Raw genomic sequence first — 26951 nt, 5'->3', positions numbered from 1 at the left:
AGTATCGTGCTTACAGCTCGTAACGCAGACCTAAGTGGTAGTAGCTTTCGTCTGCGTGTGCACCGCCAAACGAGACTTCTTGTCCATTGCTGTAGCCACGCGAGCCGTTACGATCAACGTAGTTTGTGTAGATAGAAGAACGAGGCGTCAGTTTGTATTGCACTTCTAGCGTTGTATCTTTCAGCTCTAGCTCGTCACCATCACTGTTTTCTAAAGAACGATAACCAGCACGCAGTACCCATTTGTCATTTACACTGTAAACCGCCGTTAGTTCCATCACTTTGTCGGTACTGGTTTGTGAGTAATAGCCCTCTAGTTCATCTTCCGAGTACAACGCACCCAACATCAAATCACCTAGGTAGTAACGCGTACCTGCGCCCCAGAATGTGTAATCGGTGTCGTTGCTTTCACGTGCATCACCTTTATTCTTCTGCATCGCTATCACTGGTGCCAAGGTACCCAAATTCCCCATGTCTAGCGTATAACGCAGTGCAGCGTTGTAACCGTAGTCGAGCTCAGAAGTGTTGTTTCCTAAAATGTACGCGACAGAAAAATCGACATTACCTAGGCTGTTTTGGTATTGCAGCGTGCCATCTTGACGGAAAACTTGCGTTGCGGTTTTGTCGACTTTATTCGCTTGGCGCGCCATAGAAACATCGGAAGAGGCGAACACATCACCAATGTCGGTAAACATAATCAACCCAGATGCCACGCGACCACCAGTAATGCGACCATAATCTTTCGCATCAATACCCGCCCATACATAACGTGCGGTCAGAGACGGTTTGTCGTTTACTTGGTTTGCGTATTCAGCGGCACCCACTTGGTATTGCGCTTGGCCGATGATCGACGCGTACTCGTTGATGGTTTGTGAACCGTTTAAACCAATACGGCCATCAAACTCGCCATTTGCATCGCCGTGCTCATCATTTTTACTGGTGACATTGAAACCAAGACGAGAGTAAATATTTAAAACTGACCCATCTTCCGCTTGATACAGCTGCGCTGCCATTGCGTTTGATGCCATCAATGTTGGGAGAAGTAGAGTCAAAATGTGCTTTTTCATGATTAACGACCTTTCATTTCTATTGTTTTAGGTACGACAAAGCCCCTTCCGAGTAACGGAATAAGAAAAATTGTCGTGAAGTAGAGAGAGGGTGCGCCCTTGTTTGCCAAGGGCGCGAGCTAGTCCATTCCTATAGGGGAAGAATGATTTAGCTTAAATCGACGTCTTTGCAGCCAAAGAAGTAAGTCGCGAGGAAGCCGACGATGTAAGAGATAAGCAGGCCAGCAACAAACACCATCATGCCCGGGAAGATGCCATTTTCAGATGTCATGAGAGGAATCGCCACGATACCGGATGGGCCAAACACCGTATTAAGACCAACTGGTAAGCCAAGGTAAGAAACTAAACCGATAAAGAAGCCGCCCGCAGCACCACCAATACAAGCGGTAACGAATGGTTTTACACGTGGTAATGTCACGCCGTAAATCAATGGTTCGCCAATGCCTAGAAGACCCGGAATAATAGCGCCTTTAACTTGAGTGCGCAGTAGAGCGTCTTTTTTGGCTTTGAAATACAGCGCCATTGACGCGCCAACCTGACCGCCACCTGCCATCGCCAGGATAGGGAATAGTGAGTTAAAGCCCTGTGCTTCCATCAATGCGAAGTACACTGGAACAAAACCCTGGTGGATGCCAAATACCACAGAAATTAAGAACAAACCTGCCAAGATTGCAGCGCCTAATGGGTTATCGTTCAAGTTGAGGAACAACCAAGACATCCCTTTAAACAGCTCGCCGCCGATTGGCATGATGATCAAGAAGGTTACCGCACCCATGATCAACAGAGTGATAACGGACGTTAAGATCATGTCCAGATCATCTGGCATGTATTGACGAACCTTACGCTCGACTTGTGCACCGATGATCGCTGCTAAAAGTACGCCGATAATGTTGCCGCGCGGATCAATCGCAAAGCCGAAAAACTCGTTCATGCCAGAGTAAATGCCGGATGTCGCCTCTGGGTTGTAACCCAGCACAAACAAAGAGGCGAGAATGGCACCATTAACACCAGAGCCGCCAAATGCTTGCTGCGCGTTGTAACCAATCAGAATACTTAGGAAAGCAAACAGACCCTTACCAAAGACTTTCATGTAGGCGATCAAATCCAACATAAACTGGCTTGGTGTCTGGTCGAGAACAAACATCTGTTCCAATAACGTCGCAAAACCTAGCAACAAACCAGCGGCAATAAAGCCTGGGATCAACGGCGTAAAGATGGTGGCAAACTTGCTTAAAAAACGCTGAACCGCACTGGTTTGCTTACTCTTCATCTGTTTTTTCTGCTCGGCTGCGACGGCAGAAAGATCTTGTTGCGGTATATCTGCTTCTTCACTGTCACCAGAGGTTAAGCTGTCGATCAATTGATTCATCATCTCAGCCGCTTGTTGAGCTTTTCCGGGACCGAGAATGATCTGAAACTGCTCATCGCTTTCCACCACACCCATTACGCCGGGAATTTGCTTGATAACTGACTGATCAGCCAAACCATTGTTGGCGAGCGATAAACGCAAACGCGTCATACAGTTACCACATTTGCTTACGTTGCTGCTGCCACCCACTGCGGACAGCAACTGCGATACTGTGTTTGAAGTTATTTTTGCCATAGGGTCTATCCTTCAGAACTCGGATTATTTAGTTATTATTTAGTGCTGCGCGAATAAAACCGTTGTGCGCGGCGAGGCGTGATTTGGCTTGTTCGGCATCCAAATCGGCCAAAATCATTAAGATGGCAGTTTTGCAGTGGCGATCGCAGGCATTTAATGCTCGCTCTGATTCTTCTTTTGATGCGCCAGTTGCTTCTACAACAATGTTGGTTTGGCGTTGGATGAGCTTGGCGTTGGTGGCCTCTACATCCACCATTAAGTTGCCAAATACCTTACCGCTACGAATCATTGCACCTGTCGTGAGCATGTTTAACACCAGTTTTTGTGCGGTGCCGGCTTTCATGCGAGAAGAGCCAGTGACAACCTCTGCGCCAACTATCGGCAGAATCGCGATGTCGGCCGCTTTTGCCATGGCACATTCCGGATTACAGGCGATAGATGCGGTCGTAGATCCGATGGATTTAGCGTAGTCCAAACCACCTAGTACATAAGGTGTACGGCCACTCGCTGCAATGCCTACAACCACGTCATGTTTGGTGAGGTGAAGCGCTTTTAAGTCGTCTTGACCCATTTTCGCGTTGTCTTCTGCGTTTTCTACCGCTTTCAAAATCGCTTGGTGTCCACCAGCAATTAAGCCAATCACCATATCTGGATGCGTGCCGTAGGTAGGAGGACACTCGCTCGCATCAAGAATTCCTAAGCGGCCTGATGTGCCAGCTCCCATGTAAACCAAACGGCCACCATTGGCGAACGCTGCAGTAATTGCATCAACCGTCTTTGCAATTTGTGGTAGCACTGCTTTGACCGCGAGCGCGACTTTTTGATCCTCTTCATTAATGACTTGCAGCATCTCGATGGTCGAAAGCGTATCAATCTCTGCACTGGCTGGATTACGGCTTTCTGTCACCAATCGGCTTAAATCAATTTTCATGTTTTACACTCTTCGTAATGTTCAATCTGAGGGCGATTCTATGGAATAAAATATTCTGTTTTGGTGATAAGAATCACACTTGAGGTTATTCTTTGTGCAGGAGAAATTTGGAATAATGAGAGAAAATATACGTCCATTACATCCGATATAAACTGGCTTGGTTAGAATAATCATGGAGTTAAATCAAACTCCAATTATTTTTGTTTTGGAATAATTTATTTAAATTTTTTGAGGTTTTTGTTGTGTCAGTTATCAATAAGATAGTCGCGAGGCGTACTCAGCTTTCGCAAAGTGGTCGTTTGGTCGGCGATTGGATTGTTGAAAACGCAGAAAAGGCGGCGCTGCTCACTAGCCAAGAACTTGCGGCGCAAGTAAAAGTGAGTCAATCGAGCATTGTGAAATTTACTCAGCGTATCGGCTTTAAAGGTTACAGCGAGTTTAAATTAGCTCTGAATGAAGAGATTGGCCGTAAGCATGCGATGCAGTCGACACCGCTGCACAGTGATATTTTGGCTGACGACCCCATTGCGGTAATTTCACAGAAACTGGTGAAAGCGAAAACCGACGCTATGTTTCAAACTACCAATACGCTGTCTTACGAAGCGTGTCACCAAGCGGTGAAATGGTTGAGTGAAGCGCGTCGAGTGCAAGTGGTCGGGATTGGGGGCTCTGCACTGACCGCGAAGGATTTAAGCTTTAAACTGCTTAAACTTGGTATTACGGCGCTTTCTGAACAAGACAGCCACGTGCAGATTGCTGTTGCCCGCACGCTCTCTCCAGAAGATGTTCAGATCGCAATCTCGTTTTCGGGTGAGCGCAAAGAAATTCTCGTCGCGGCAGAAGCGGCAAAAGAGCAGGGCGCGAAGGTGATTGCGTTATCTGCGCCAGGAAGAAGTCGCTTGCGCGGTATTGCCGATATTACGTTTGATACGATTGCCAATGAAACGGAACATCGCAGCTCATCCATTGCTTCGCGTACCGCGCAAAACGTGATCACCGATTTGCTGTTTATCATCTTGGTTCAGCAAAGAGACGACAGTGCCCGTCAGTTGATCAGCGATATCAGTACCGACATCAAACAGATCCTCACATGATCGCTTGTTTAACAGCGGACTAGAGATCCGGATCGTGCCTCAGCAAAGCAATAAAAGCAGAGAGATGTTTTTCAATGGTGAGATCGGCAGAAATCGCTGGTAACTCCAACGTGATGCAAGGTAAATCACGTTCACTACACCAAGTGCCGAATGAGCCGGGTGTTTCGTAGTCGATATCGTCAACGATTGGCAGTTGGAACTGCTCGCCGAGCCATTTGGCAAGGTCGGAATGTTTGGGATCATCCACAAAAGCAAGCGGTTCATGAAACGACACCACAAACTTTGGCTTGCGCAGTTCAATCAAGTTAATTAATGCGCTAACTTCAGGCTCTAGTTGGTTTTTAGTGCCAGTTTTCACCTGTACGTCTCGAACGGGTGTGTGAGAGCTCCATCGATACACTGTGCCATGCTCAGTCCAATTTTGGGTTGGAAACGCGCGATTGAGATCCACTTGGTTTGCATTTGCGCGTGTGCCTAGTTGGTTGCCGTCAGGATTCATTGACAGAATCACATCATGTCGTAAGTTTTCAGCAGGCAAGCTTCTTAGCGCGCAGGACAAACCTGCAATCGAGGCCGTCTCGTCCCCGTGAGTGCCTGCCAAAATCAAACCTCGCGAAGCACTTTCGACTTGAGCCGGAAAATACAGTAATGGCGCACCAAGCACGGATTGACCGTATGATGTTGGCCGAATTAAAAATGCCGCTCTTTCCGTTCTTGGAATTAGACTCACCGTAATCTCCTGATTGATGAAGTAGTATCAATATCTAAGCTAATTACACCTAGCTAAACTGAACCGTTTAAACTCGTCAACGGTTGAAATGTTAATTGTGGCACTTGCTTCACAAGACGCGTTAGGAGAACGAAAAACGATATGGATTTTAAAAAACATTCAACGGCGTTGCTGATTTCCTCTTTATTCACCCCTTTTCTTGCTACATCAGTTGCTGCGGAGACCTTACCTAAAGGCATTCAACTTGCCGCAGAACAGCATGTAGTACGTGCGAATGACGCAGAGGCGGCGACGCTTGACCCAGCGAAAGCCGAAGGTCTGCCAGAAATGCATGTGATTCGTGACTTATTTGAAGGGCTTGTGATTCAAGATCGTGACGGAAACATTATTCCCGGTGTGGCAGAATCATGGGAAACCAACGACAACCAAACCTTTACTTTTCACTTGCGCAAAGACGCGAAATGGTCGAATGGCGAGCCTGTGACAGCGGATGATTTTGTCTATTCACTGCGCCGAGCGGTAGATCCGAAAACCGCTTCTCCAAATGTTTGGTATCTCAAACTCACCAAGATCAAAAACATCACCGATGTAGCAGAGGGCAAAAAGCCTTTGGACGATCTCGGTATCAAGGCAGTGGATAAATACACCCTACGTTTTGAGTTGGACAGTCAAGTGCCGTACTTTGTTGCTATGACTGGGCACACGTCCATGATGCCAGTGCATCAAGCGACAGTGGAAAACCGCGACAAGCCGTGGAGCGATCCAGACCAATTTGTTAGCAACGGTGCATTCACATTGGATAAGTGGGTCGTGAATGAGCGCATTGAACTGGTTAAGAGTCCAAGTTACTGGGACAGCGCAGATACGCATTTAAACAAAGTGACTTACATTCCGTTTGAAAACCAAAACGCGTCAATCAATCGTTATGCGGCAGGAGAGCTGGATATCACGTCAGATGTGCCGACTCATATGGCGCAGAAGCTTAAACAAGATTACAAGCAGGCTTACACGGTGGTGCCATTACTGTGCACGTATTACTACGCGTTCAATACCACTCGTCCGCCATTTGATGATGCGCGAGTGCGTCAAGCGGTGTCGTACTCCATCATGCGTGATGTGATTACGAATGGTGTCACGCAAGTGGGCAACCTTCCTGCGTACACCTTTGCGCATCAGTACACTGCCGGTTTTGATGCGACGCCCCCTGAGTATAGTAAATGGAGTCAGCAACAACGTGACGAGAAAGCGCGTCAGTTGTTAAAAGAAGCGGGTTACAGCCAAGACAAGCCGCTCGATTTTAAATTGCTGTACAACACCAGTGAGGCAAACAAATCGATCGCGGTTGCGATAGCGTCGATGCTACAAAAAAATCTCGGTGCACACGTGGAGTTAGAAAACCAAGAGTGGAAGTCATACTTAGTGGCGCGTAAACAAGGCAATTTCGATGTGATGCGCGCTTCCTGGTGTGGTGATTACAATGAAGCGTCTACTTTCCTGAGCTTACTTCGCTCAGGTTCTTCGGGTAACTTTGCACGTTACAGCAATGAAGCGTACGACAACGCGATGAACAGTGCATTGGCCGCAACCGATGAGAAAGCGCGCCAAGGTTTCTATGATCAAGCCGAGCAATTGTTGGCGGCGGATATGCCAATCGCACCGATTTACTACTACATGCAAGCGCGTTTGGTTCGTCCTACGGTTGGCGGTTTTGCCAAGAGCAACGTAGAAGGTCGTATCTACTCGAAAGACCTCTACATCAAGAAGTAGCGCTCAAAACAAGCGATAAATATGAAGCCCCGAAGATGTATCTTACGGGGCTTCTTTTTATTGTTAGCGAGTGGAGAGCTTGTTCACGAGCATAGCGACTCGTTTGCCAAGATACTCTGCTGTTGCAACATCAGAAGCATGCAACTGACCATCTTCACCACCTTGTGCAACAATACCACCTTGTACACCATAACGATTCAGGTTTTGCTCCCCAGAATTGCTGATCTTATCCAACCCGACCCACATCATGCCGTGTTGGTTAGCGAGCGTTTGTAGATATTGTAATGTGCAAGATTGGTCGCCATTCATTGCCCCACCACTGGTAAAGCCAGCCGCGATTTTGCTCGCCCATTTTTGGTAATACCAAGATTCACTGCTTGCATCTGCAAATGCTTTAAACTGCGCTGCTACACCGCCCATATAGGTCGGTGAGCCAAAGATAATCGCATCACACTCAGCAAGTTCATCCATTAGTTTAGGGTTCACAAAACGTCCCTCAATAATCTCATTGCCTTCAATTCGGTGAGAGAGGATTTCACAGTCATCTTGCTGCTTAATGCCTTGTTGTTCAACGCCTGCGGCAATCGCGCGAGCAAGCTGACCAGTAACGTCGGTTTTAGAGAAATAAATAATCGCAATTTTGGACACAATGGTTCCTTTTTTCATTGTTGATTTTTAATCGTGCGACTAAGGCTAAAACCTCAAGCTAAGTTGAGGTCAAGAAGAGATTTGAGATAGATAAAGTACGAATTGGTATCTAAAGAGCTTTCTTATAGGGTAAGTCGACGGCATAACTACAGTGAATGCAACGACGATGAATGTCGTGTATAAAAGCGTTAAAGGAAGATCTTAAAGATGTAGAAAACTCTCTTGGAAACAATGATAAAGGTACCGATGCTAGTGATGATTAATAGGCGGAAAAATAGATTAAAATATGTAAACTCAGATCTGATCCAAGGCGGGAAAAGTACATTTCATCGTTTCTTAAGGCGAGGGATTATTATCATTATGGTAGGAGGCCTTTCTACAGCCTCTTCCACGGTATTTGCACACTTTATAGCGGGTGTGTTTGATGTGGATATGAATGTTCATCCAGAGAGCTTAGAAGAAAAAGTGCATGCACTACTTTTTGTTTCGGTCAGTCTTGTTTTTTACCTCTTTTATGCCCTTATCTCGCTAAATATTAGTGGGTGGCTCATAATGAAGCTAAAAATATAAGCTTAACTAAAACCATGTCCTTGTATTTTAAGGAAGATGGAACTAGTGACGATTTTTTCTTTGCTTGCACCATCTCTATTTTTTGTATTTATTTAAGGTTCGTAAATAAGAAGCTTCCTTTGGTTAAAGTGGCGCTTTTGGTTTCGGCGATGTGTCATGTTTTTATCATGAAAGAATACAGTGGTGACCTTCAGCTTATACGTTTTGTCTCTTCACTGTTTTTCGCCATTAACTTTGGGTTATTTGTGACCACCAAGTGATACTAAAAAGCCGATGTAGATACATCGGCTTTTTAGTGGGTTATTTCTTTCTGCGAGTATAAATCCGAGATTTTACTTTACTTGGCTCTGGCTTGTTTTTCGCCAGCTTTAGCACTGCTTTTTGCAAAATCTGGTTGTTTGGGTAAGTGATTAAGTTTCCGTTGTCGTGCTTAATTAACACGTGAAACATACTGATTTCTTGAATCTCACCGCAGATGTCTTCATCTTTATCTACGACTTTAATTCGGTCACCCACTCGGTATGGGAAGACAAAAAAGATCAAAAAGCTGGCAGTGATGTTGCTCAGAATTGACCACTGCGCAATAAACGCCACACCTAATACGGCAAAAATGGACGATAGGAACAAAGACACATCGCCATAGCCAATACCTGTGATAATGGCAAAAATAGAGGCGGTCAAAAATAGCAGCGCGACATTGAAACAGCGCTGAATAAAACTCAAACGAGCCTTTTTTACACCTTTCGTTGTTGCCAAATTTAGGATGGCTCGATTTACAATCCTCTTCAGGATGCGATACGCGATCAGGACAAAAATGCCCATCAATAGTTTGTAACCGAGGGAGCCCGTAGTGAAATACTGGCTCACTTGCTCTAATTGGATCCAATCATTCATTTCTTCATCTCGACGATATCTAGAAAGCGGCTTTTATAGCTGATTTTTTGCTGTAAGTAATCACAATTTTTCTTTACACCATTTGTCTCTGTGTTGAGGTACCACAGAGTACTGTATAAGTTAATCAAAGACTTAGTGAGCATTACGAACTCTTTGGCTTCATTACTTATATTCAATCAAAGCTGACGTGATTTTGAAAAGAGCAATCTTTGAGCTGTATCCCATATCCGACATTCTATGACGCTAGTTCCTTATAAACGAGCTGAATATGACTTTTGTCCTGATAACCTAAGGTGTATTAATTGAAATAGCTTTTAGGGCGTTGAAAAATGGAAGAAGATGAAAAGGCGATTATGATTTTATTCGTGATTGTTGGCCTTGTACTCGTTTGGGTCGCGCTTGAAGAACTTAATTATCTCGGGCTCCCAATAAAATAAGCCCCGTTAAACACAAGTTAAACGGGGCCCTTGTCTTTTATCAATGTGAATTCAGGCTAGCTAACCGCACGCACTTTGCCTTGTTTCAAATCGTTCAGCACTTGCGCTTTAGGGCCATCTGCGATGATGCTGCCTTTCTCCATCACAATTACGCGATCAACGATGTCGAGCATAGACGTTTTGTGCGTAATCAGAATCAGCGTTTCACTAGGTTTCAACTGTGCTAATTGATGTTTAATGTGCATCTCTGAGCGATTATCCATCGCACTGGTTGGTTCATCCATGAGTAGAACAGGAGGACGACCCAAAAATGCACGAGCGATCGTGACTGCTTGACGTTGACCCCCCGAAAGCATTGCACCACCTTCACCAACTTGGCGTTCTAAGCCCGCTGGGTCAGATTGCGTAAACGCAGTAACACCGGCACGATTCGCGGCGTCTAGTACGTCACGGTCATCGGTTAATGGGCGACCTAGCGTAATGTTGTCGCGGATAGAGCCAAAGAACAGATTCGAATCTTGCGGCACACAACCAATATTACGGCGAATGTCGACATGATGCAGCTGTGCGATGTCGGTATCATCAATGCGAACATGACCTTCCGTCGGCTGATACAAGCCCATGATGAGACGTTCTAACGTGGTTTTACCCGAACCGATACGGCCTATGATCGCTACTTTTTCGCCTGGGTTAATGGTCAAGCTCAAATCTCGAATCGACGCCACCGGTGAATCTGGGTAGTGGAAGGTCACGCGTTCAAGTTCAATTTTGCCTTGTACTATCGGACGGTGAATGTAACGTTTACCTTCTTCTTGTTCATCCGGCATTTCCATGACTTGATTGATAATTGTCATAGAAGACTTCGCTTGGTTGTAGCGCGTAGAGAGTAAGGATAACTGAACCAAAGGACCAATCGCGCGGCCGCTAAGCATGGTTGCGGCAATCAAACCACCCATGGTTAAGTCGCCTTCTGCAATTAAGTAAACGCCTAGGATGATCATCCCTACGTTACTACTTTGCTGCACAAAACCTGCTGCGTTTTGAATGCTATCCGTAATTCGGCGGCTTTTTATATTCCAGTTCGCCATGTGTGCAACTGCCTCTTCCCAGCGGTATTGGAATTGGCTTTGCGCACTGAGCATTTTTACGGTTTCTAACCCAGCCAAGCTCTCTATCAAATTGGCATATTTTTGCGATGCTAGGCGTGAACCCTCCTCAATGGATCGGCGCAGCGGCCCTTGTATCAGTAGCGAATGAATAATCAAAATGACCACGCCCACCATTGGAACATACACAAGATCGCCAGCCATTAGCCATATAATCACTAAGAACAGAATGGCAAAAGGCAAATCAATGAGAGCACTGACGGTCGCTGAAGTAAAAAACTCTCGAATAGATTCGAATTCTTGTAAATGGCGAGCGAAGGCACCGACCGAAGGCGGCTTCGATTCCATTCTAATCCCCATCACTTTGCTGAACAGTTTGGATGAAATCAGAATGTCAGACTTCTTGCCCGCCACATCAATGAAGTAATTTCTCAGCGACTTGAGAATGAAGTCGAACAGGAACACGACAAAGATGCCACTTGCTAGTACCCATAGGGTTTCAAACGCAAGATTCGGAACCACTTTGTCGTACACCAAGCGAGTGAATAGCGGAGCGGCAACCGCAAAGAGGTTGATGAGAAGTGATGCGATTAAAACATCACGGTAGATGCGTTTTGACTGCCACAAGGTGGACCAGAACCAGTGGCCTTCGTTGGTTTTGAGCACTTCGGGAGAGCGCTCATCGAAACGGAATTGCTTTTTAACTAAAAAGTACCGACCAGTGTATTGCTCAAGTAGGTCTTCTAATGGAATAGAGATCGGCACCATTCCACTTTCTAGGGTGGTGACTTCGGCCTCGCGTTTCTCCATATTGATGCTGTTGAGAACGCAAGAGTCACCGCCTTTAAGAACTAAGATTGCCGGCAGAATTAGGCTGGAGATGCTCTCCAGCTCTGCGCGGTTTTCCTTGGCAACCAATCCGGCCCTTTCCGCTGCTCTTGGTAGCAAAAATGGGGTCAGTTTACCGTCAGATAGCGGTAGTCCGTTGACTAGCGCTTCTGGCGAGTTAGCTAACCCATAGTAACGGCTAACGTAGATGAGCGAATTCAGTAAAGGGTCTTTCATCGTTGATAAACCTTTTTATTCCTTGTCGACGATGAATCCTTGGAATACCTCAACAAAGTGTTCAGTGAGGAAATCCAACTGGATTTGAGTTTCGATACGCGATGCGATAGTCGTAATACCAAGGTTGTGGGCAGTACGAGAGATCGACGTTAGCGTGAATTTTTGTTTTTCGTCGTGCAAGTTGTGTGTGAATAGGTAATCGAGCTTCACATAGTTCGGGCGGAACTCTTGGATGTATTCCAAAGATTGGAAGTTACGTCCGTAGTTATCTACGCCGAACTCAGCACCTGATTGGCGAATGGCATTACATAACAGTGCTGTGTGGTGAGGCTGATCGATAAAGCATTCCTCTGGAATTTCAAAGTGTAGCTTAGAGGCCACTTTGGCGTGTTTTTCCAGCATGCTAGTTGTCCAGCGAATAAACGATGGTTGAGACAAGCTACTTTGCGCGATGTTAATCGCGACTGGGTCATTAAGTTCACCACTTTCTAGCATCTTAATCATTGATTCAATGACATACTGGTCAAAGATGTTGGTGGCGTCTAACTGTTCTAGTGCGAATAGGTATTGATTCGCACGATACGTTTCACCATCTTTTTCGATGCTTGAAAATACTTCGTTGTGGAATACTTTACCCCATGTGTTTTTCGCAGCTTGGAAACGGAATTTAACCCAATCACTATGAATGGCTTCTTCAACCAACGCTTTCCATTGCTGTTTACCCATCAAACTAGAAGGTGTATCACTGCCAATGAAGCCGTATGGCTTGTCTGGTTGCGCTTTGGCTTTCGATAGTGCGTTGTCCACCATCGAGAGGATTTCAGAGCGCGTTTTCTGATCTTTGCTGTGTGCAACCCCTAGTGACGCTTTAGGTTTTGCTAAGCCTGTTGGGTCAGTATTTAGGCCGTTCACACAATTGACGATGCTGTCCGATAAAATGCGTAACTCGCTCTCATCCATATGAGGGAAAAGCAAGCCGAACTCATCACTAGACAAGCGAGCAATAGTGGCACCCGGTACATCAATGGTGTTTTTCAAACGTTGAGACAGTTCTTTAACGTGGGCATCTGCGCGTTGGTAATCTTTGGTCTCGTAAATGTCCCCAATGTATTCAGCATGGAGTAGCGCGATACCCCCTTGCGTTTGCTCTGCAAGCCATTGGTCGATTTGGTTGATGTAGAATGAGCGGTTACCCAATTTAGATATAGGATCGAGGTAAGCCTGAGCACGCAGACGTTGCGCCTCTTTGGCTTGCTCTTTGAATGATAGCTCGATTTGAGCAGACATCATGTTAATGCCATCTACCACCGCGATAAGATCTTTGGTTCTTGGACGAGCAAGCGGTTCACCAAATTGGTTATTCGCGATTTCATGCATTTTATTTACGATGGCCGTTAATGGTTTTAGCGAGCGACGTAGGATGTATGAAATTGCCACTAAACCAGCTAGAAAAATAACACTGAATACAGACAGCAAGCCAATAAAACCTTGCCAGAGCTGCTCGTAAGCTGCGCCTGGGTGGCTAATGATTTCTACTTCGGCGAGCTGCATCCAACCACTGGTCACAACACGCTTATCGTGAATCGCTTTAAATAGATTCATGTCGATAAACCATTGTGGCACCGTACTTGGTTTAACTGGGTAAGTACGCACGATCTGGTAGTCAGAATCTAATGCTGTAAGGCGAACAACTGAGTAGGTGCTGCCGTCAAACAGAGCATTAATCACGGACTCAACCGCGACTTTATCTTTGTCCTTTAGGTAAGGAGCCAATGCCAAACCTACGGTGTTAATAGTGTTGTTGACCTCTGAACGTTGCTGTTGCTCCAAGCTGTCTCGAGTCGTGTTGAATTGGATTACGAATACTGATGCCAACAAGAGTATAAAGACCGTAACCATCCCCACCACAAGCTTCTTATATAGGGTCATGTTTCTCACTCGTCATAGTTAATTTTAGGTTTATTTAACTGCAACTTACGTTCGCGCGAGCGTAAGTCATTCCAAAGGCTCAACCGTGATGCTTTCCCTGCCAGCTCTCCAGTGCTAGCAGATGACTTCATCAACCACAGGTTTGTACCATTAAAACTGTATATCGGTAGCAAGTCGCTACGCTTAGAGGCTCGGACAATGTCAGGATTGATATTATCGAGAATGAGCGGCTCAGAACTTGGGGTAGGGTAGTAAGCTAATACCATGTGAAACTGATTCAGTTCGATGGCTTTTACGTATATTAACCGCATCTTTGAATCTGGTATTCCTAGCTCGAGTAAAGAGAAGTACTTAGCAATAGTGAAATCTTCACAGTCTCCTGCGTTACTCCCTAAAAATTCGAGTGGCGTAGCCCAATAATCTGTCTTTCCCCACAGTTTTATGTCGTCAACGAAATACAGCTGATTAAAAAAGTCGTTAACGCCAGCGAGCTGTTCATGAGTCTCTAATTGTTTAAATAAGTCGAGGTTCTTTCGCCATGTATTTACGCGCAATCCCGCACGTTCGCCGTACACCGCTGTGACCGTATTGACCCATCGTTGTTCTTTACTGTTCAGCGCACCAAGTTGGAACGACAAACAACTTAAGCTGATTAATAATGTAACTTTACGCTGCAAATTGGATCGCATATTCGACTCGTATCACAAGTATACTCTTCTAGAGAGTTCGTCAGTGAGAAATAAGTGCTTTTTATTTAATCACTTATCGCTCAATACTCCCTCTCGCGAGTATCTTAATGTGGTTTACTCCTTCAAGGCGTTCGTTTTGGCACTTAAAATCGGTTTAAGTAGATATTCCAAAACGGTTCGCTTCCCTGTGATGATATCGACCGATGCTGTCATTCCTGGAATGATTGGTAAATCTGCATCTTGACCAAAGTTTGTTTTTTCGGTGCGTACACGAACAATGTAGAAGCTGTTGCCTTCTTCATCTTGAGTGGTATCCGCGCTGATATGTTCCAACTCTCCCTCTAAACCGCCGTACTTTGTGAAGTCGTAAGCTGTAAATTTCACGATAGCGTGAAGATCTGGGCGTAAAAATGCGATGTCTTTTGGCGCAATTTTCGCCTCTACCAATAGTGTGTCTTCTGTTGGTACGATCTCGACGATATCCATACCAGGTTGGATAACACCACCGACAGTATTGATGTTCAGTGTTTTGATTTTGCCTGTTACTGGCGAATTCACAACCGTTCGGTTTACTCTATCTTCCAAGCCCACCGCTGATTCAACCAAAGCAGATAACTGGTCTTGGGCGCTGTTGAGTTTCTCTTGCTGTTCAGAGCGGAATTTGAGTGCAACATCAATACGGTTGAGCATGGATTCTCGAATCGCTGATTGCAATACGGGAATCTTGAGCTCACTGGACGTCATTTCACGACGGGTATCGTTGACTTGGCGCTGTAATTTGAGCAGTTCAATACGAGGAACAACGCCCTCGTCTGCCAAAGGTTTGGTGATATCGAGTTCTTTTTTCGCGTATTGGTAGCTTTGACGCAAGTTCCTTACTCGTGCTTGGATCTCTACCAAGTCCTGCTGCTTTTGCTGCACTTGTTGGTCAATAACAGAAAGTTGGTTGCGTAAATTATCTAGATCTTCGCGATATTCTGCTTTTTGACGCTGTGTGAGTTGAGGTCGAGTCTCTTCCAAGGTTGGTGGGAAGGTCAGTTTACCGTAATCAAGTAGTACACTTTGACGCCAGTTTTCCGTTTCAAAGTCACGATTAACGGCAACACTGTTAATAGAAGCGGATAGTTGCAGCACAGATGCGGTAAGGTTGGCAACTTGTTGCTCACGTTCACGAAAATCTGAGCGAAAGCGGGTGTCATCGATAAGCAGTAACTGTTGGCCTTTTTCAACCAACTGACCTTCTTTGACCAAGATTTCTTTGACTAAGCCACCTTCTAAGTTTTGGACTACTTGTATCTGTGAGGAGGGAATCACTTTGCCTTGACCAACCGTGACTTTGTCGATTTCAGCCCAAGATGCCCAACCTATTGCTGCAATGAAAAATAGCACCATAACCCAGAGCATAAAACGCGCGCTGTTGGGGGTATTGAGGAGCAATGCTGCAGTTTTGTCATCAACAAAATCCAACTCTTCATCGTTGAGTTTGTTGTAGTTATCTCGGCTCATCACAGTCCCTGCTTATATAATTACGGATTATCTTTTTGATCTTATTATTATTAACCGATCATGTCAGCATGCTCGGCTAATAAAATATGAGAAGAGGGTTATTCTCTCTTCAAATGAGCTTTCTTACACTTTCTAAATCAAACAAAAGCATAATTAGCGCCGGAGTATAGCTATTACGCCTTGAACTTGGCTTTATCCAACTGATGTTTTTTTAGTTTGTCGTACAAGGTTTTGCGTGATACCTGTAATTCTAGTTGAACCTCTTTGAGTCTGCCGCGATGTCTTTGCAATGCATCGAATAACAAGCAATATTCAAAGTATTCTGTGCGCTGAGTCATACTCTGAATTTCAAGACTTTTCTCACTGTTCCAATCTTCCATTCTAAAAGTATCTGGCTTGAGGGCACGAAGTTCAGCAAATTGGCGTAGCTGCTTAACGTTTTCTGGCCATTCGAGATTGGTGAGGTGTTTGACTTCTTCTAGGCTGATATGTGGTGGCTGTAACTGATATCGGCTCGCGGTGTGGCGCACAAAGTGCTTGTATAAAGGCCCTATATCTTCCTTTCTTTCATCGAGCGTTGGTAAGTGAATTAGAGTCGCCAGGGATTTTAGAGGCGGCTCGGCTTGGGTGGTCGCGCCAAAAACACGTTCAAGTTTTGGGTGCTTGAACAAATATTCCCATTGCTCAAATGATACATGCTCTGCGCTATGTAAGTACAAACTGCAGTGGCGTTTTCCTTCACTTAAGCGGTGTATGGCTTTGTCGAGCGCTTCTAATGAAAGCTCATAGAGGTCTTCACCAGAAGCGGCGATTAGCTCACTATCTGGTGTTGCATGTATGTCGTGGGCAAATTGTGCAGCGAGTCGCCGACCCGTACCATCTTGACCTACAAAAATGAGCGGCTGGCTTGTAGGCGCACTGATCAAGGCACGACGAATACTAACCATGGCCTTACTGTGACCAATCATTTTCGGACCAACATGAGTTTGCATGTCGAGCTCTTTCTTAAGCCAGATGTTTTCTTGCAACAAGTTCAGTTTATCGCTGGCATTGTTGAGCGATTTCATGAGCTGTTCCGTTGAAAACGGTTTTTCTAGAAAGTCGTACGCGCCGCTTTTCATCGCATCTACCGCGGTTTTCACATCTCCATGTCCAGTAAGTACGATGAATTGAAAGTGATCGTTTTTGCTTCGCAAAGTTCGCATAAACTCCAAGCCATCCATCACGGGCATATGGATATCGGTAATGATAATCGCAGGCATATTTGAGTCGATTACGCGTAAGGCTTCTACTGCGTTTGGTAAGCAGGTGACGTCTATCCCTTCAATCAGCAGGGCTTGAGACACGGCATCACGAATGTGTGGTTCGTCATCAACAAAGAAAACTGGGTTATTCATGGTCGTTTTCCACTTCTGGGGTACGTTTATTCTGATTGACTATTGGTAGCGTCACGATAAAGGTCATCCCTCCTGCTTGTTGTTCTGTGCTCTGATGTTTATAGGCACAGAGGGAGCCGTGATAGCTCTCTAAAATGCGTTTGGAGATGGTCAAACCTAATCCTAAGCCCTCTGGCTTAGTCGTAAAAAATGGATCAAAGATTTTTGCTAGGGCTTCGTCCGACATGCCAGGCCCGTTATCGGAAACAAGAATGTCGCAACTGTCATCATGACACTGAACAGCAATGGATATTTGCGGATCGATACAGTGGTTTTCCATCGCTTGTGCCGCGTTGTGGAAGAGGTTTATCAGCACTTGTTCTAATTCAACGCTGTGAATGGCCAGCTTCACATCATAGTCGATGGCCGGAACTTTTAGTGTTACTCCTTGCTTAATAAGCTTGTTGCTCAAAATGCTGGTGGCAGTATGTACCGCGTCGTGCAGTACTGAGATTTCATTGTGTGAATCGTGCGTGGCTTTCCGAGTAAAGACTTTTAAGCGGGCAATGACTTCCGAAATGGTGTCATTAAGTGTCAGCATTTTGCCCAAATTGTCGGCGACCATTGGGTATTTTTCCATTGCCAACAAACGCTGCGAGTTTTCGGTATAGGTTCTTAGTGCGGAAAGTGGCTGATTTATCTCATGATTAATACTGGCAGACAGCTCGCCCAACAGTGCCAATTTCGCGGCTTGCGTCAGCTCTTGTTGTGTTTGTTTAAGCTCTTGTTGGCTTTGTTCATATTGGCGGATGGTCTGTTGTAGCTTTTGGTTGGCTTCACTCAGAACTAGTGTCCGTTGCACTACTTTTTCTTCTAGGCTCACATTGAGATGGGCAAGGCGTGCTTTGTTAACTAGGGTTTGGAACCACGCTAACGCAATTAGAGCAATGAGCGCATATAAGATCAGGAAGACGATATCGGCCTGTAAAACGGCGGCAAGAACACTGTTGTGGTTAATTAAGGCAACGACGCGAAACCCTTTATCCAATAAGTGTGTTGCGTATGCGAGGTAATTCGGTGATAGAAGCAATTGATTGTCATCAAACTCCGTGACACCACTGTGCGCCGTCAACTCACCAAAATATTCGGGCAAGGTATCGCCATATTGACGCGTTTCGGTAAGTTCAATTATTGCACTCGATGACAGTGGGAAAAGTGCACGATAGCGCCAGTCTGGTAAATTGCTCATAAACACGACATTGTGTTTATCTGTAATGAGTACGTCAGTCGTGGTTTGCGAAAGGCGCTGTTCTAATTGCTCCAAGTTCACTTTTACTGTGATCACGCCAACGACTTCCTCATTTACCCACAGCGGAGATGAGAAGAAGTACCCACGTTTATTCGAGCGCACGCCTAATCCAACATATTGAGCGGGCTCACCGCGTCGCGCATTTTTAAAATAGGGGCGATAGCTAAAGCTAGAGCCAACAAACGTATCTTCTTGCTGAAAGTTACTTGAGGCAATGACTAACCCGGTGCGGTCATGAACGTAAATCGTATCGGCCAAACTTTGCTTCAACCAATCTGCTAACAATAGGTTGAGCTCGTGAGAGGGCGTTCCGCGCTCTACTGCTTGGAGTAATCTCGGATCGTGACTTAATAGGTTTGGTATCTGTTCAAACTTTGCCAGCTCGTAGTCCACTTCTTGTGATACTTGCGCGGCTTGTCTCTCTAGCTTTTGTTGCCATTGATCATGTTGGTATTGAGTTGCGTAATGATGAGTAAGCGCAAGCCCTGAAATGCCAACGGCACACAGTAGCAGTAAAAAATGACGTAGGGCTTTGGGGTTGAGTAAGTTCACGATCGGCTCACTGGTTTTTTGTGTCATGGTATCAAATGAAGCACTGTGATGCTGTGAGCGGCAACGATAACAAGCACAATGATGTCCTTGTATTTCCTCAGTATCGGGAGCACAATCGACAAAAACGAGTGAAGGAGTAAAGATGGAACTTGCTGATATTCGTCGTGAGTACACCAAAGGTGGGCTGCGTCGTAAAGATTTGAAAGCTGATCCTATTGATCAATTTAATCTGTGGCTAGAGCAAGCAGTTGAAGCGGGTTTAACGGACCCGACAGCGATGACAGTTGCAACGGTTGATGAAAATGGCATGCCGTTTCAACGCATTGTTCTATTGAAAAACGTCGACAAAGATGGTTTTGTGTTTTACACCAACCTAGGCAGTCGCAAGGCCCAGCAGCTAGAGCATAACAGCAATATTAGTTTGCACTTCCCTTGGCATCCGTTAGAGCGCCAAGTTCATATTACTGGTGTGGCTGAAAAGCTTACCGCCGTAGAGAATATGAAATACTTTACTTCTCGTCCTAAAGAGAGCCAGTTGGCCGCAATCGCGAGCAAACAAAGTAGCCGTATTTCTGCCAGAGGTGTGTTGGAAGGTAAGTTTTTAGAGCTAAAACAGAAGTTTGCTAAGGGTGAAATACCAGTACCAACCTTTTGGGGTGGCTTTCGCGTAAAACCAAAGAGCATCGAATTTTGGCAAGGTGGCGAGCATCGCCTTCACGATCGTTTTCTTTTCTCCCAGCATGATGGAAGTTGGGACATTGATCGTTTAGCGCCATAGGCTTATGGTTCCTCATGAATAAACAAACACCGCCGAATTGGGGCGGTGTTTTTGTAGGTAGAAGCGATGCGAATTATCGCTCTCCATTCAACACAACCGATAATTGATGCTTAAGCAGCGTTTTGGGTACAACAGAGCCGTAGCCTGCTTCCATTGCTTTATCTATTAGCTCGTTCTTGCTGTTCGCTGCAAACTTATTACGTAAGCGTGCGACGTGACCTTCTACGGTTTTTGTTGATATGCCCATGACCTGGGAGATAAATTGAGGCTTTTTGCCATAGAGCAAGAGGAAAAGCGTTTCTTGCTCGCGGCATGTGAGCTTCTCTGGTTTTGGTTGTAAGTCAGAAAAACGAAAGATGGATTGTTGATTTGGGTTGGTACTGATTGCACGACAAACCCAATACCCGACTTCAATCACGGCGGTGTCGGTGAGTTCCCTTCCGTAGAAAATGGTGCCTACGATGTCGCCTTTGTCATCTCGCCACGGTGTTTTAGTAAATATATGTGCTCGCCAGCGGCCATCTGGATAAGGGTGGATATCCAGAATTTTTAGTGACTCGCCAGTTTCGAGAACGTGTTTATCTTGGCGTTGAAATTCTTGCGCGCATTCAGTGGTTGGGCTGGCCATATCAAAATCAGTTTTACCCAAGCACTCCTCGGGCGACGTGTGCCCTAACAGTTCTGCGTATTCCTGGTTTACGTATAGGAATACCGAATCTTTATCTTTGCATCCCCAACAACCTGGTAGCTGTTTAAGGAGGGATTGTTCTATGGTATCGACTGAAATATTCACAAAAGGACTCACTACATACTGCTTTTACCAATACAGAGACGTCCGTGTTACATGGCTCGTATTGATGTTGCCAAGTAGGCAGTTACGTTGCTAGAACACGTTCGTTGATTGGCGCTCAATCCAATTAAATTCATGGTGTTCGATGTTTTCGTCAGGTAGTCATAGACAACGACGAAATGGAACGAAGAGTTTAATTGGGAAAATGGTCTGTTTCATTACAGATATGTGCGCTCACGGATGTCCGCCTAATGTTCGGCTTACAACTCGTATCGTCCTTGATCATGCTTCCTACAACTCAGTTGTAATGTGGTTGACGTTCATATCACTTGTGAGCGAAAGAGCAGCACCTAAGCATATGAGAGGGACAGTGAGACAAAAGCTATGATATCAGCTTATGCCATTGTTTTCATTGTTGAGAAGCGAAAAAAAAGCCAGCCTGAAGACGGGCTGGCAACACAAGATATAATCTTGTCGACGTGTAGAAGAGGTTCTAAATTACCTAGCGAGGGTCTGCTAAGTAAGTTAGAGGTATCAATGAGATACCGAGAGCTTTAGATCGTATGCATCTTAAAGCTCGATAACTAATGTATTGAATCAGAGGCATATTAGTAAGGGGGGAAATCCCTCTATGTTGAGCTTAAGAGTGGGTTTCGATCCGTTTCAGGGGCGACTTATCTAATATGGAGCACGGTGTTTTACAAAATAACAGATTGTTCGGTAATAAGGATCTTTACATTGATTGATTATGTATACGTAAGGTGTTGCCTATCTATCCGTTTTTGTTAATAAAATTGGTTGCTCACTGACCGTAAATTAACCTCGCATGATCATCGTTCCGGAACTATGATCATGTAAATGAACTTGATCATGCTGGTTTGATCTTGTCGATTGAGTTGGGTAAAAGTTGCAACCCAACAAAGAAGGTATATGATGCGAAGACGTAAGCTGACCGTGTAAAGACGACTGTTTAAAATGAGTGATTCAGATAACCAAAAAATCCTTTCATATCAAGAGATTATGCTGCCAAAACCGGCGGAGCTGATCACACTTCCGTCTTATATGGATTGCCACGATCATTCTTATACGCAGATCGTGATTGGTTTAAAAGGGCAAGCCGAATTTGAAGTGCGCGGGCGAGGTAATCTTGTCGGCCCTGGTCAAGGTTGTGTGGTTACCGCATGCTCTGATCATGCTTTCGGTGGCGTCATCAATCAATCGGATATTTTGGTGCTGAATATGCCCAAACCGACAAATGATGATCCCGAAATGCTTCAAAAAATCAATAACCTGGAGAGAGATCATGTCTACTTCCAGTTAGATAGTCAAATTCAGAAGCTGATACAGATGTTGGTTCAGGAAATGCGAAACCATCCGGATGACCTGCTGTTAAGTCGTGCGTGTAACGACACTGTGATTGCATTAATGCAGCGCCATATCTCGGCATTTGAGACCAGTCGAAAAGAGTCGCGCTTTGATTTGGAGGCGATTGATCGTTACATTGAGCAGCACCTGAGTCATAAGATTAGTGTGGCTCAATTGGCCGGGCGAGTGTTTCTTGGGGAAAGTCAGTTCCATTGCTTGTTTAAAGAGCAGATGGGGATTACACCTCATCAATATGTTCTCGGAAAGCGTATCGACATGGCTCGTGAATTAATCGAGCAAGGGCACCTTTCTTTAGGGCAAATTGCCGAGTTTACTGGCTTCTCAAGCCAGAGTACTTTTACTCATACTTTTACTCGCTTACAGGGAATATCACCTTCCCGTTATAAAAAACAAGTTGGATAACAACGCGTTTTTTTAGGTTAAATAATCATCAATCAGAATAAAGCCATGCACTATGCATGGTTTTTTTATGTTTTATTCACGTGACCTATCTCTCGTTTTTTTAAATTCTCTGTTCTTTGCAGTGGTTGATATGCCACTTGATCCTACATTTTCTCTTAGAACGAGCTCTTCACAAAAATCTTATTGATATTCTTGATATTTTGTTGTGAATGCAATGAAAAAATTAAAATTTACAACACAAAATATTACCTATTTGAATGTGACTATGTGGATGTTTTGTTATAAAAGCGAGTTTTTGGCAAAAATGTCGTAGTTTTTGACAAGTATTCTTATCGGCCTCAAAATACACTGCCAGCCATTGATAATCCTCGAAGCGGTTTTCGAGGAGTGAGATTGAGGAACACACATGTTTACAGCTACGAACGTGTTGACACCGGAATTTATCGGGCAGCCGCTTGATAAGTTGTGGTCACTGATCTCGCCATTATATATGGTGGACGAGTCTCAATGGCTAGAGCAACTATTGCCACTAGCGACGCCGACAGAGGATGAAAAATCGGCGATCACTACCCAAACGACCCACCTTATCGAAGCCATTCGTGCCGATAAGAAGTCAATCCAGATGATTGATGCTTTATTGCTGGAATACAGCTTAGATACTCAAGAAGGTATCTTGCTGATGTGTCTTGCAGAAGCATTAATGCGCATCCCAGATGCCGCGACAGCAGATTCTTTGATTAAAGATAAGTTGAGTGTCGCAGACTGGAAATCTCACCTGAAGAACTCTGACTCTGTGTTTGTTAACGCATCAACATGGGGCCTCATGCTAACAGGTAAAGTGGTTGGTCTTGGTGAGCAAGGCACCCAGAGCCCAGGTCAGGCTGTAAACCGTCTGGTAAATAAATTCTCTGAGCCTGTGATTCGTAAAGCCATGTATCAGGCAATGAAGATCATGGGTCACCAGTTTGTTCGTGGTCGCACGATCGAAGAAGCGCAGAAGAACGGTCGTCCAATGCGCGACAAAGGTTTCACCTACTCGTTTGATATGTTGGGTGAGGCGGCGTTAACTACAGCGGACGCGAACAAGTACTTCAAAGATTACCTAATGGCGATCGAAGCGGTGGGTCGCGAGACTTACGGTAACGACACCAGCCCTGCGCCTTCGATTTCCATCAAGCTTTCTGCATTACACCCGCGCTACGAAGTCGCAAATGAAGAACGTGTAATGACAGAGTTGTATGACTCACTAATGCAGCTATTGAAACGTGCAATTGAAGTCGACGTTGCAATCACAATCGATGCAGAAGAAGCGGATCGCCTTGAGCTTTCTCTGAAGCTATTTGAGAAAGTGTACCGTAGCGATCTTGTGAAAGGTTGGGGCAAGTTTGGTTTGGTTATTCAAGCTTACTCAAAACGTGCGCTACCAGTCTTGGTGTGGCTAAATGCACTCGCAAAAGAGCAAGGTGACGTTATTCCTCTGCGTTTGGTTAAAGGCGCGTACTGGGACAGCGAAATCAAGTGGTCTCAACAAGCGGGTTATGCAAATTACCCAGTATACACTCGCAAAGAAGCGACGGACGTTGCATACCTAGCTTGTGCTCGTTTCCTACTTAGCGAAGGTGTTCGCGGTAATATCTACCCACAATTTGCAAGCCACAATGCTCACACGGTTACGGCAATTGCTGTCATGGCGGAGCACAAAGAATACGAGTTCCAGCGCCTGCATGGTATGGGTGATTCACTGTATAACCATGTTATGAAAATGTTCGGTCAGCCAGTACGTATTTATGCTCCTGTCGGTAGCCATGCTGATCTTCTTCCGTACTTGGTTCGTCGTCTGCTTGAAAATGGTGCGAACAGCTCGTTTGTACACCGTCTAGTTGATGCGCGTTGTCCGATTTATGAGTTGACCCATCACCCTGTGGATGTGTTGACGGGTTTTGACACGCTACACAACGACAAAATTCCATTGCCTGCCGATATTTTCCCTGAGCGTAAGAACTCATATGGCGTCAACATTGACATCGACAGTGAAGCGAAGCCATTTGAAGCTCAGGTCGAAAGCTTCATGGACAACCAGTGGGTTGCAGGCCCGATGATCAATGGTGAACGCTTTGCCGAAAGCATGATCAAGGAAAATGCGGCTGAGATCATCACCGCACCATACGATCGCCGAATTGAAGTCGGCAAAGTGGCATTTGCAACTCTTGATCACGTTTCCGCTGCAATTGATGCGGCGCAAAGTGCTTTCTCTGATTGGAAAGGTGTTCCTGTTGAGCAAAAAGCGGCTTGTTTAGAAAAGCTTGCTGACTTAATGGAAGAAAATCTGGCTGAGCTGGTGGCGATTTGTCACAAAGAAGCGGGTAAAACGATTCACGATAGCATTGATGAAGTTCGTGAAGCAGTGGATTTCTGTCGTTATTACGCGAAACAAGCGCAAAACCTACAGCCATTTGAGCTAGAAGGTTTTGACGGTGTGAAACGCATTTCTAGCCGTGAAGGTCTTGGTGTGTTTGTGTGTATCAGCCCTTGGAACTTCCCGTTGGCTATCTTCCTTGGTCAGGTGACGGCAGCACTGATTGCGGGTAACACAGTGGTTGCAAAACCTGCTGAGCAAACAAGCTTAATTGCCGCTCGCGCTATTGAACTAATGCTGGATGCTGGTTTCCCTGCAGGTGTGATTCAGTTACTTACTGGTCGCGGCGCTGAGATTGGTCATGCACTGACTTCTCATGATGCTATTGCTGGTGTGGCATTCACTGGCTCAACGGCAACGGCGCAACGCATTAACGTTACGCTTGCGGAGCGCAGCGCGAAACCGGTTCCGTTTATTGCGGAAACAGGTGGCCAAAACGCAATGATTGTGGACAGTACTGCATTGCCAGAGCAGGTGGTGCGTGATGTGATTCGTTCGGCGTTTGCATCTGCTGGTCAGCGTTGTTCTGCCCTTCGTGTTCTATTTGTACAAGAAGATGTAGCAGACCGTATGATCAACCTGATTCAAGGTGCGATGAATGAACTGCATGTTGGTTTACCTTACCTACACAAAACAGATGTTGGTCCGGTTATCGACAGCAATGCAAAACAAAAACTCCTCGCTCACCTTGAGCAAATGAGCAAAACACAGACTAAAGTCGCTCAGCTACAGCTGGATGAATCGTGCCAGCATGGTGACTTTGTCTCACCAAGTGCGTTTGAAATCTCGGGCATCGATGTGCTGAAAGAAGAACAATTTGGTCCAATCTTGCACATTGTTCGCTTTAAAGCGTCTGAATTACCGAACGTGGTTGCGCAGATCAACAAAACGGGTTTTGGCTTGACGATGGGTATCCATAGCCGTAACGAAACCACGTACCGTTGGATTGAGAAACATGCTCGAGTAGGTAACTGCTACATCAACCGAGACCAAGTTGGTGCTGTGGTTGGTGTACAGCCGTTTGGTGGTCAAGGCTTGTCAGGTACTGGCCCGAAAGCTGGTGGTCCACACTACATATTCCGATTTACTCAACATCTTCTTGCTCAAGCAGAAAACGCATAAGGAGTCGCATTATGGTTCATCAGATCACCTATTTTAAAGATGCATTCTCTGCGTGGGAGCAGTGGAATCTGACTGATTTTGATTACAAATGCGAGCATGTTCTGGCATTTAAATCTGCACTAGAAGGGCAGCAGTCTACCGTTGCCAAAGTGGTTTCTTACCACTTGCAACAAGCATCAACTCTTCTTGCAGAAACTCACCAGTTAGTTGGCCCTACAGGGGAAACTAACGAACTGTATGCCGCAGGACGCGGTGTGGCTTTGGTGATTTGTGAAAACAACATCGAGCCTGCTGATAATGCGTTATACAGTGCTTTTGCGATGATCACCTGTGCCTTAATTGCAGGCAACAGTGTGGTCGTTTGCAGTGACAATGCAGAGCTAAACCAACTGGTTAAGCAAGCTGTAGCGTTGGCAAACTTCCCATCTAACTTAGTCCAGGTTGTTGCGTACGATGCGTCTGCCCCGTTGCTTGAGAGCGATGTACGTAGTGTGGGTTATGTTGGGCGTTCACAGATTGAGCATGCGCTCAATCTTCAACTAGCTAAGCGTGACGGTGCAATCGTCGGCTTAGTTTCTGAAACGGATTTAGAGTCACCGAAATTGGCTCATGATCCTCATCTCTCGTTGCGCTTCATTACTGAGCGCACTCGAACGATAAATATTACCGCGGTGGGTGGTAACGCAACTCTACTCGAGTTGGGGAACGAAACTCACTAACCTGACTTGTAATGCCAATCTGGAGTAACTGGACTGAGAGCCGGTCCAGATTGGTTTTTTATACTC

20 protein-coding genes are annotated in these 26951 nt (G+C 45.4%); 7 read left to right on the top strand and 13 right to left on the bottom strand.

The features are described from left to right. Positions 1-10: 10 nt before the first annotated feature. From R7127_RS08815 to murQ, 3 genes are all read right to left on the bottom strand, one after another. Positions 11-1066 carry a porin gene (locus R7127_RS08815; protein ID WP_025768709.1) on the bottom strand — a complete coding sequence of 352 codons (1056 nt, stop codon included), beginning with the start codon at positions 1064-1066 and terminating at the stop codon, positions 11-13. A 148-nt stretch (positions 1067-1214) separates the two neighbouring features. After that, positions 1215-2669: a PTS N-acetylmuramic acid transporter subunit IIBC gene (gene murP / locus R7127_RS08810; RefSeq protein WP_172563670.1), complete on the bottom strand. Its 1455-nt coding sequence runs from the start codon at positions 2667-2669 to the stop codon at positions 1215-1217. Between the two features lie 28 nt (positions 2670-2697). Beyond that, positions 2698-3600: an N-acetylmuramic acid 6-phosphate etherase gene (gene murQ / locus R7127_RS08805; RefSeq protein WP_154204098.1), complete on the bottom strand. Its 903-nt coding sequence runs from the start codon at positions 3598-3600 to the stop codon at positions 2698-2700. A gap of 242 nt (positions 3601-3842) precedes the next feature. Between murQ and R7127_RS08800 the strand changes: the two genes are divergently transcribed. Beyond that, positions 3843-4694, top strand: coding sequence for a MurR/RpiR family transcriptional regulator (locus R7127_RS08800; protein WP_033907250.1), 852 nt, complete (start codon positions 3843-3845; stop codon positions 4692-4694). A 19-nt stretch (positions 4695-4713) separates the two neighbouring features. Here the strand turns inward: R7127_RS08800 and mpaA are convergent, their stop codons facing one another. Further along, positions 4714-5424 (bottom strand): murein tripeptide amidase MpaA, encoded by a 711-nt coding sequence (mpaA, locus tag R7127_RS08795; protein ID WP_033907251.1) that lies wholly within the window; start codon positions 5422-5424, stop codon positions 4714-4716. 141 nt (positions 5425-5565) lie between these two features. Here mpaA and R7127_RS08790 point away from each other — a divergent pair, with 141 nt between their 5' ends. Further along, positions 5566-7191, top strand: a complete 1626-nt coding sequence (locus R7127_RS08790; RefSeq protein ID WP_167415798.1) for an ABC transporter substrate-binding protein — start codon at positions 5566-5568, stop codon at positions 7189-7191. A 63-nt stretch (positions 7192-7254) separates the two neighbouring features. Here the strand turns inward: R7127_RS08790 and R7127_RS08785 are convergent, their stop codons facing one another. Next, positions 7255-7839: a flavodoxin family protein gene (locus tag R7127_RS08785; RefSeq protein ID WP_017635653.1), complete on the bottom strand. Its 585-nt coding sequence runs from the start codon at positions 7837-7839 to the stop codon at positions 7255-7257. A gap of 231 nt (positions 7840-8070) precedes the next feature. Here R7127_RS08785 and R7127_RS08780 point away from each other — a divergent pair, with 231 nt between their 5' ends. Further along, complete coding sequence (locus R7127_RS08780) at positions 8071-8409, top strand: hypothetical protein (protein WP_017821886.1); 339 nt, start codon at positions 8071-8073, stop codon at positions 8407-8409. 300 nt (positions 8410-8709) lie between these two features. On the opposite strand, the gene R7127_RS08775 is transcribed toward R7127_RS08780, so the two are convergent. From R7127_RS08775 to R7127_RS08745, 7 genes are all read right to left on the bottom strand, one after another. Further along, positions 8710-9303 (bottom strand): mechanosensitive ion channel family protein, encoded by a 594-nt coding sequence (locus tag R7127_RS08775; RefSeq protein ID WP_042522270.1) that lies wholly within the window; start codon positions 9301-9303, stop codon positions 8710-8712. A gap of 493 nt (positions 9304-9796) precedes the next feature. Continuing rightward, positions 9797-11911 (bottom strand): type I secretion system permease/ATPase, encoded by a 2115-nt coding sequence (locus R7127_RS08770; RefSeq protein WP_005374556.1) that lies wholly within the window; start codon positions 11909-11911, stop codon positions 9797-9799. A 15-nt stretch (positions 11912-11926) separates the two neighbouring features. Then, positions 11927-13840, bottom strand: coding sequence for an EAL domain-containing protein (locus tag R7127_RS08765; RefSeq protein ID WP_005383568.1), 1914 nt, complete (start codon positions 13838-13840; stop codon positions 11927-11929). 5 nt (positions 13841-13845) lie between these two features. Beyond that, on the bottom strand, positions 13846-14529 hold the full coding sequence (locus R7127_RS08760) for a transglutaminase-like cysteine peptidase (RefSeq protein ID WP_005374561.1): 684 nt from the start codon (positions 14527-14529) through the stop codon (positions 13846-13848). A gap of 114 nt (positions 14530-14643) precedes the next feature. Beyond that, positions 14644-16035, bottom strand: a complete 1392-nt coding sequence (locus R7127_RS08755; RefSeq protein WP_005374562.1) for an HlyD family type I secretion periplasmic adaptor subunit — start codon at positions 16033-16035, stop codon at positions 14644-14646. A gap of 173 nt (positions 16036-16208) precedes the next feature. Beyond that, complete coding sequence (locus tag R7127_RS08750; protein WP_167415800.1) at positions 16209-17432, bottom strand: sigma-54-dependent transcriptional regulator; 1224 nt, start codon at positions 17430-17432, stop codon at positions 16209-16211. Further along, positions 17425-19299: a sensor histidine kinase gene (locus R7127_RS08745; protein WP_172563669.1), complete on the bottom strand. Its 1875-nt coding sequence runs from the start codon at positions 19297-19299 to the stop codon at positions 17425-17427. The genes R7127_RS08750 and R7127_RS08745 overlap by 8 nt, the downstream gene beginning before the upstream one ends. Positions 19300-19414: 115 nt before the next feature. Here R7127_RS08745 and pdxH point away from each other — a divergent pair, with 115 nt between their 5' ends. Beyond that, positions 19415-20050: a pyridoxamine 5'-phosphate oxidase gene (gene pdxH / locus R7127_RS08740; RefSeq protein WP_005374570.1), complete on the top strand. Its 636-nt coding sequence runs from the start codon at positions 19415-19417 to the stop codon at positions 20048-20050. 73 nt (positions 20051-20123) lie between these two features. Here the strand turns inward: pdxH and R7127_RS08735 are convergent, their stop codons facing one another. Further along, positions 20124-20843, bottom strand: coding sequence for a PAS domain-containing protein (locus R7127_RS08735; RefSeq protein ID WP_017820063.1), 720 nt, complete (start codon positions 20841-20843; stop codon positions 20124-20126). 972 nt (positions 20844-21815) lie between these two features. Between R7127_RS08735 and R7127_RS08730 the strand changes: the two genes are divergently transcribed. The 3 genes from R7127_RS08730 (at position 21816) to R7127_RS08720 (ending at position 26885) form a co-directional block, all read left to right on the top strand. Then, on the top strand, positions 21816-22628 hold the full coding sequence (locus tag R7127_RS08730; protein WP_025768702.1) for an AraC family transcriptional regulator: 813 nt from the start codon (positions 21816-21818) through the stop codon (positions 22626-22628). A 406-nt stretch (positions 22629-23034) separates the two neighbouring features. After that, complete coding sequence (gene putA / locus R7127_RS08725) at positions 23035-26166, top strand: bifunctional proline dehydrogenase/L-glutamate gamma-semialdehyde dehydrogenase PutA (protein ID WP_262584754.1); 3132 nt, start codon at positions 23035-23037, stop codon at positions 26164-26166. An 11-nt stretch (positions 26167-26177) separates the two neighbouring features. Beyond that, the gene (locus R7127_RS08720; protein WP_005374581.1) at positions 26178-26885 is read left to right on the top strand and encodes a 1-pyrroline-5-carboxylate dehydrogenase; all 708 of its coding nucleotides are present in this window, start codon (positions 26178-26180) and stop codon (positions 26883-26885) included. The last annotated feature ends 66 nt before the right edge of the window (positions 26886-26951 follow it).

The sequence above is a fragment of the Vibrio sp. 1159 genome (genome assembly GCF_033340395.1).
Lineage (GTDB): Bacteria > Pseudomonadota > Gammaproteobacteria > Enterobacterales > Vibrionaceae > Vibrio > Vibrio alginolyticus.
Note: the sequence above shows the minus strand (reverse complement) of the source record. Positions and strands in the feature narration are given on the sequence as shown.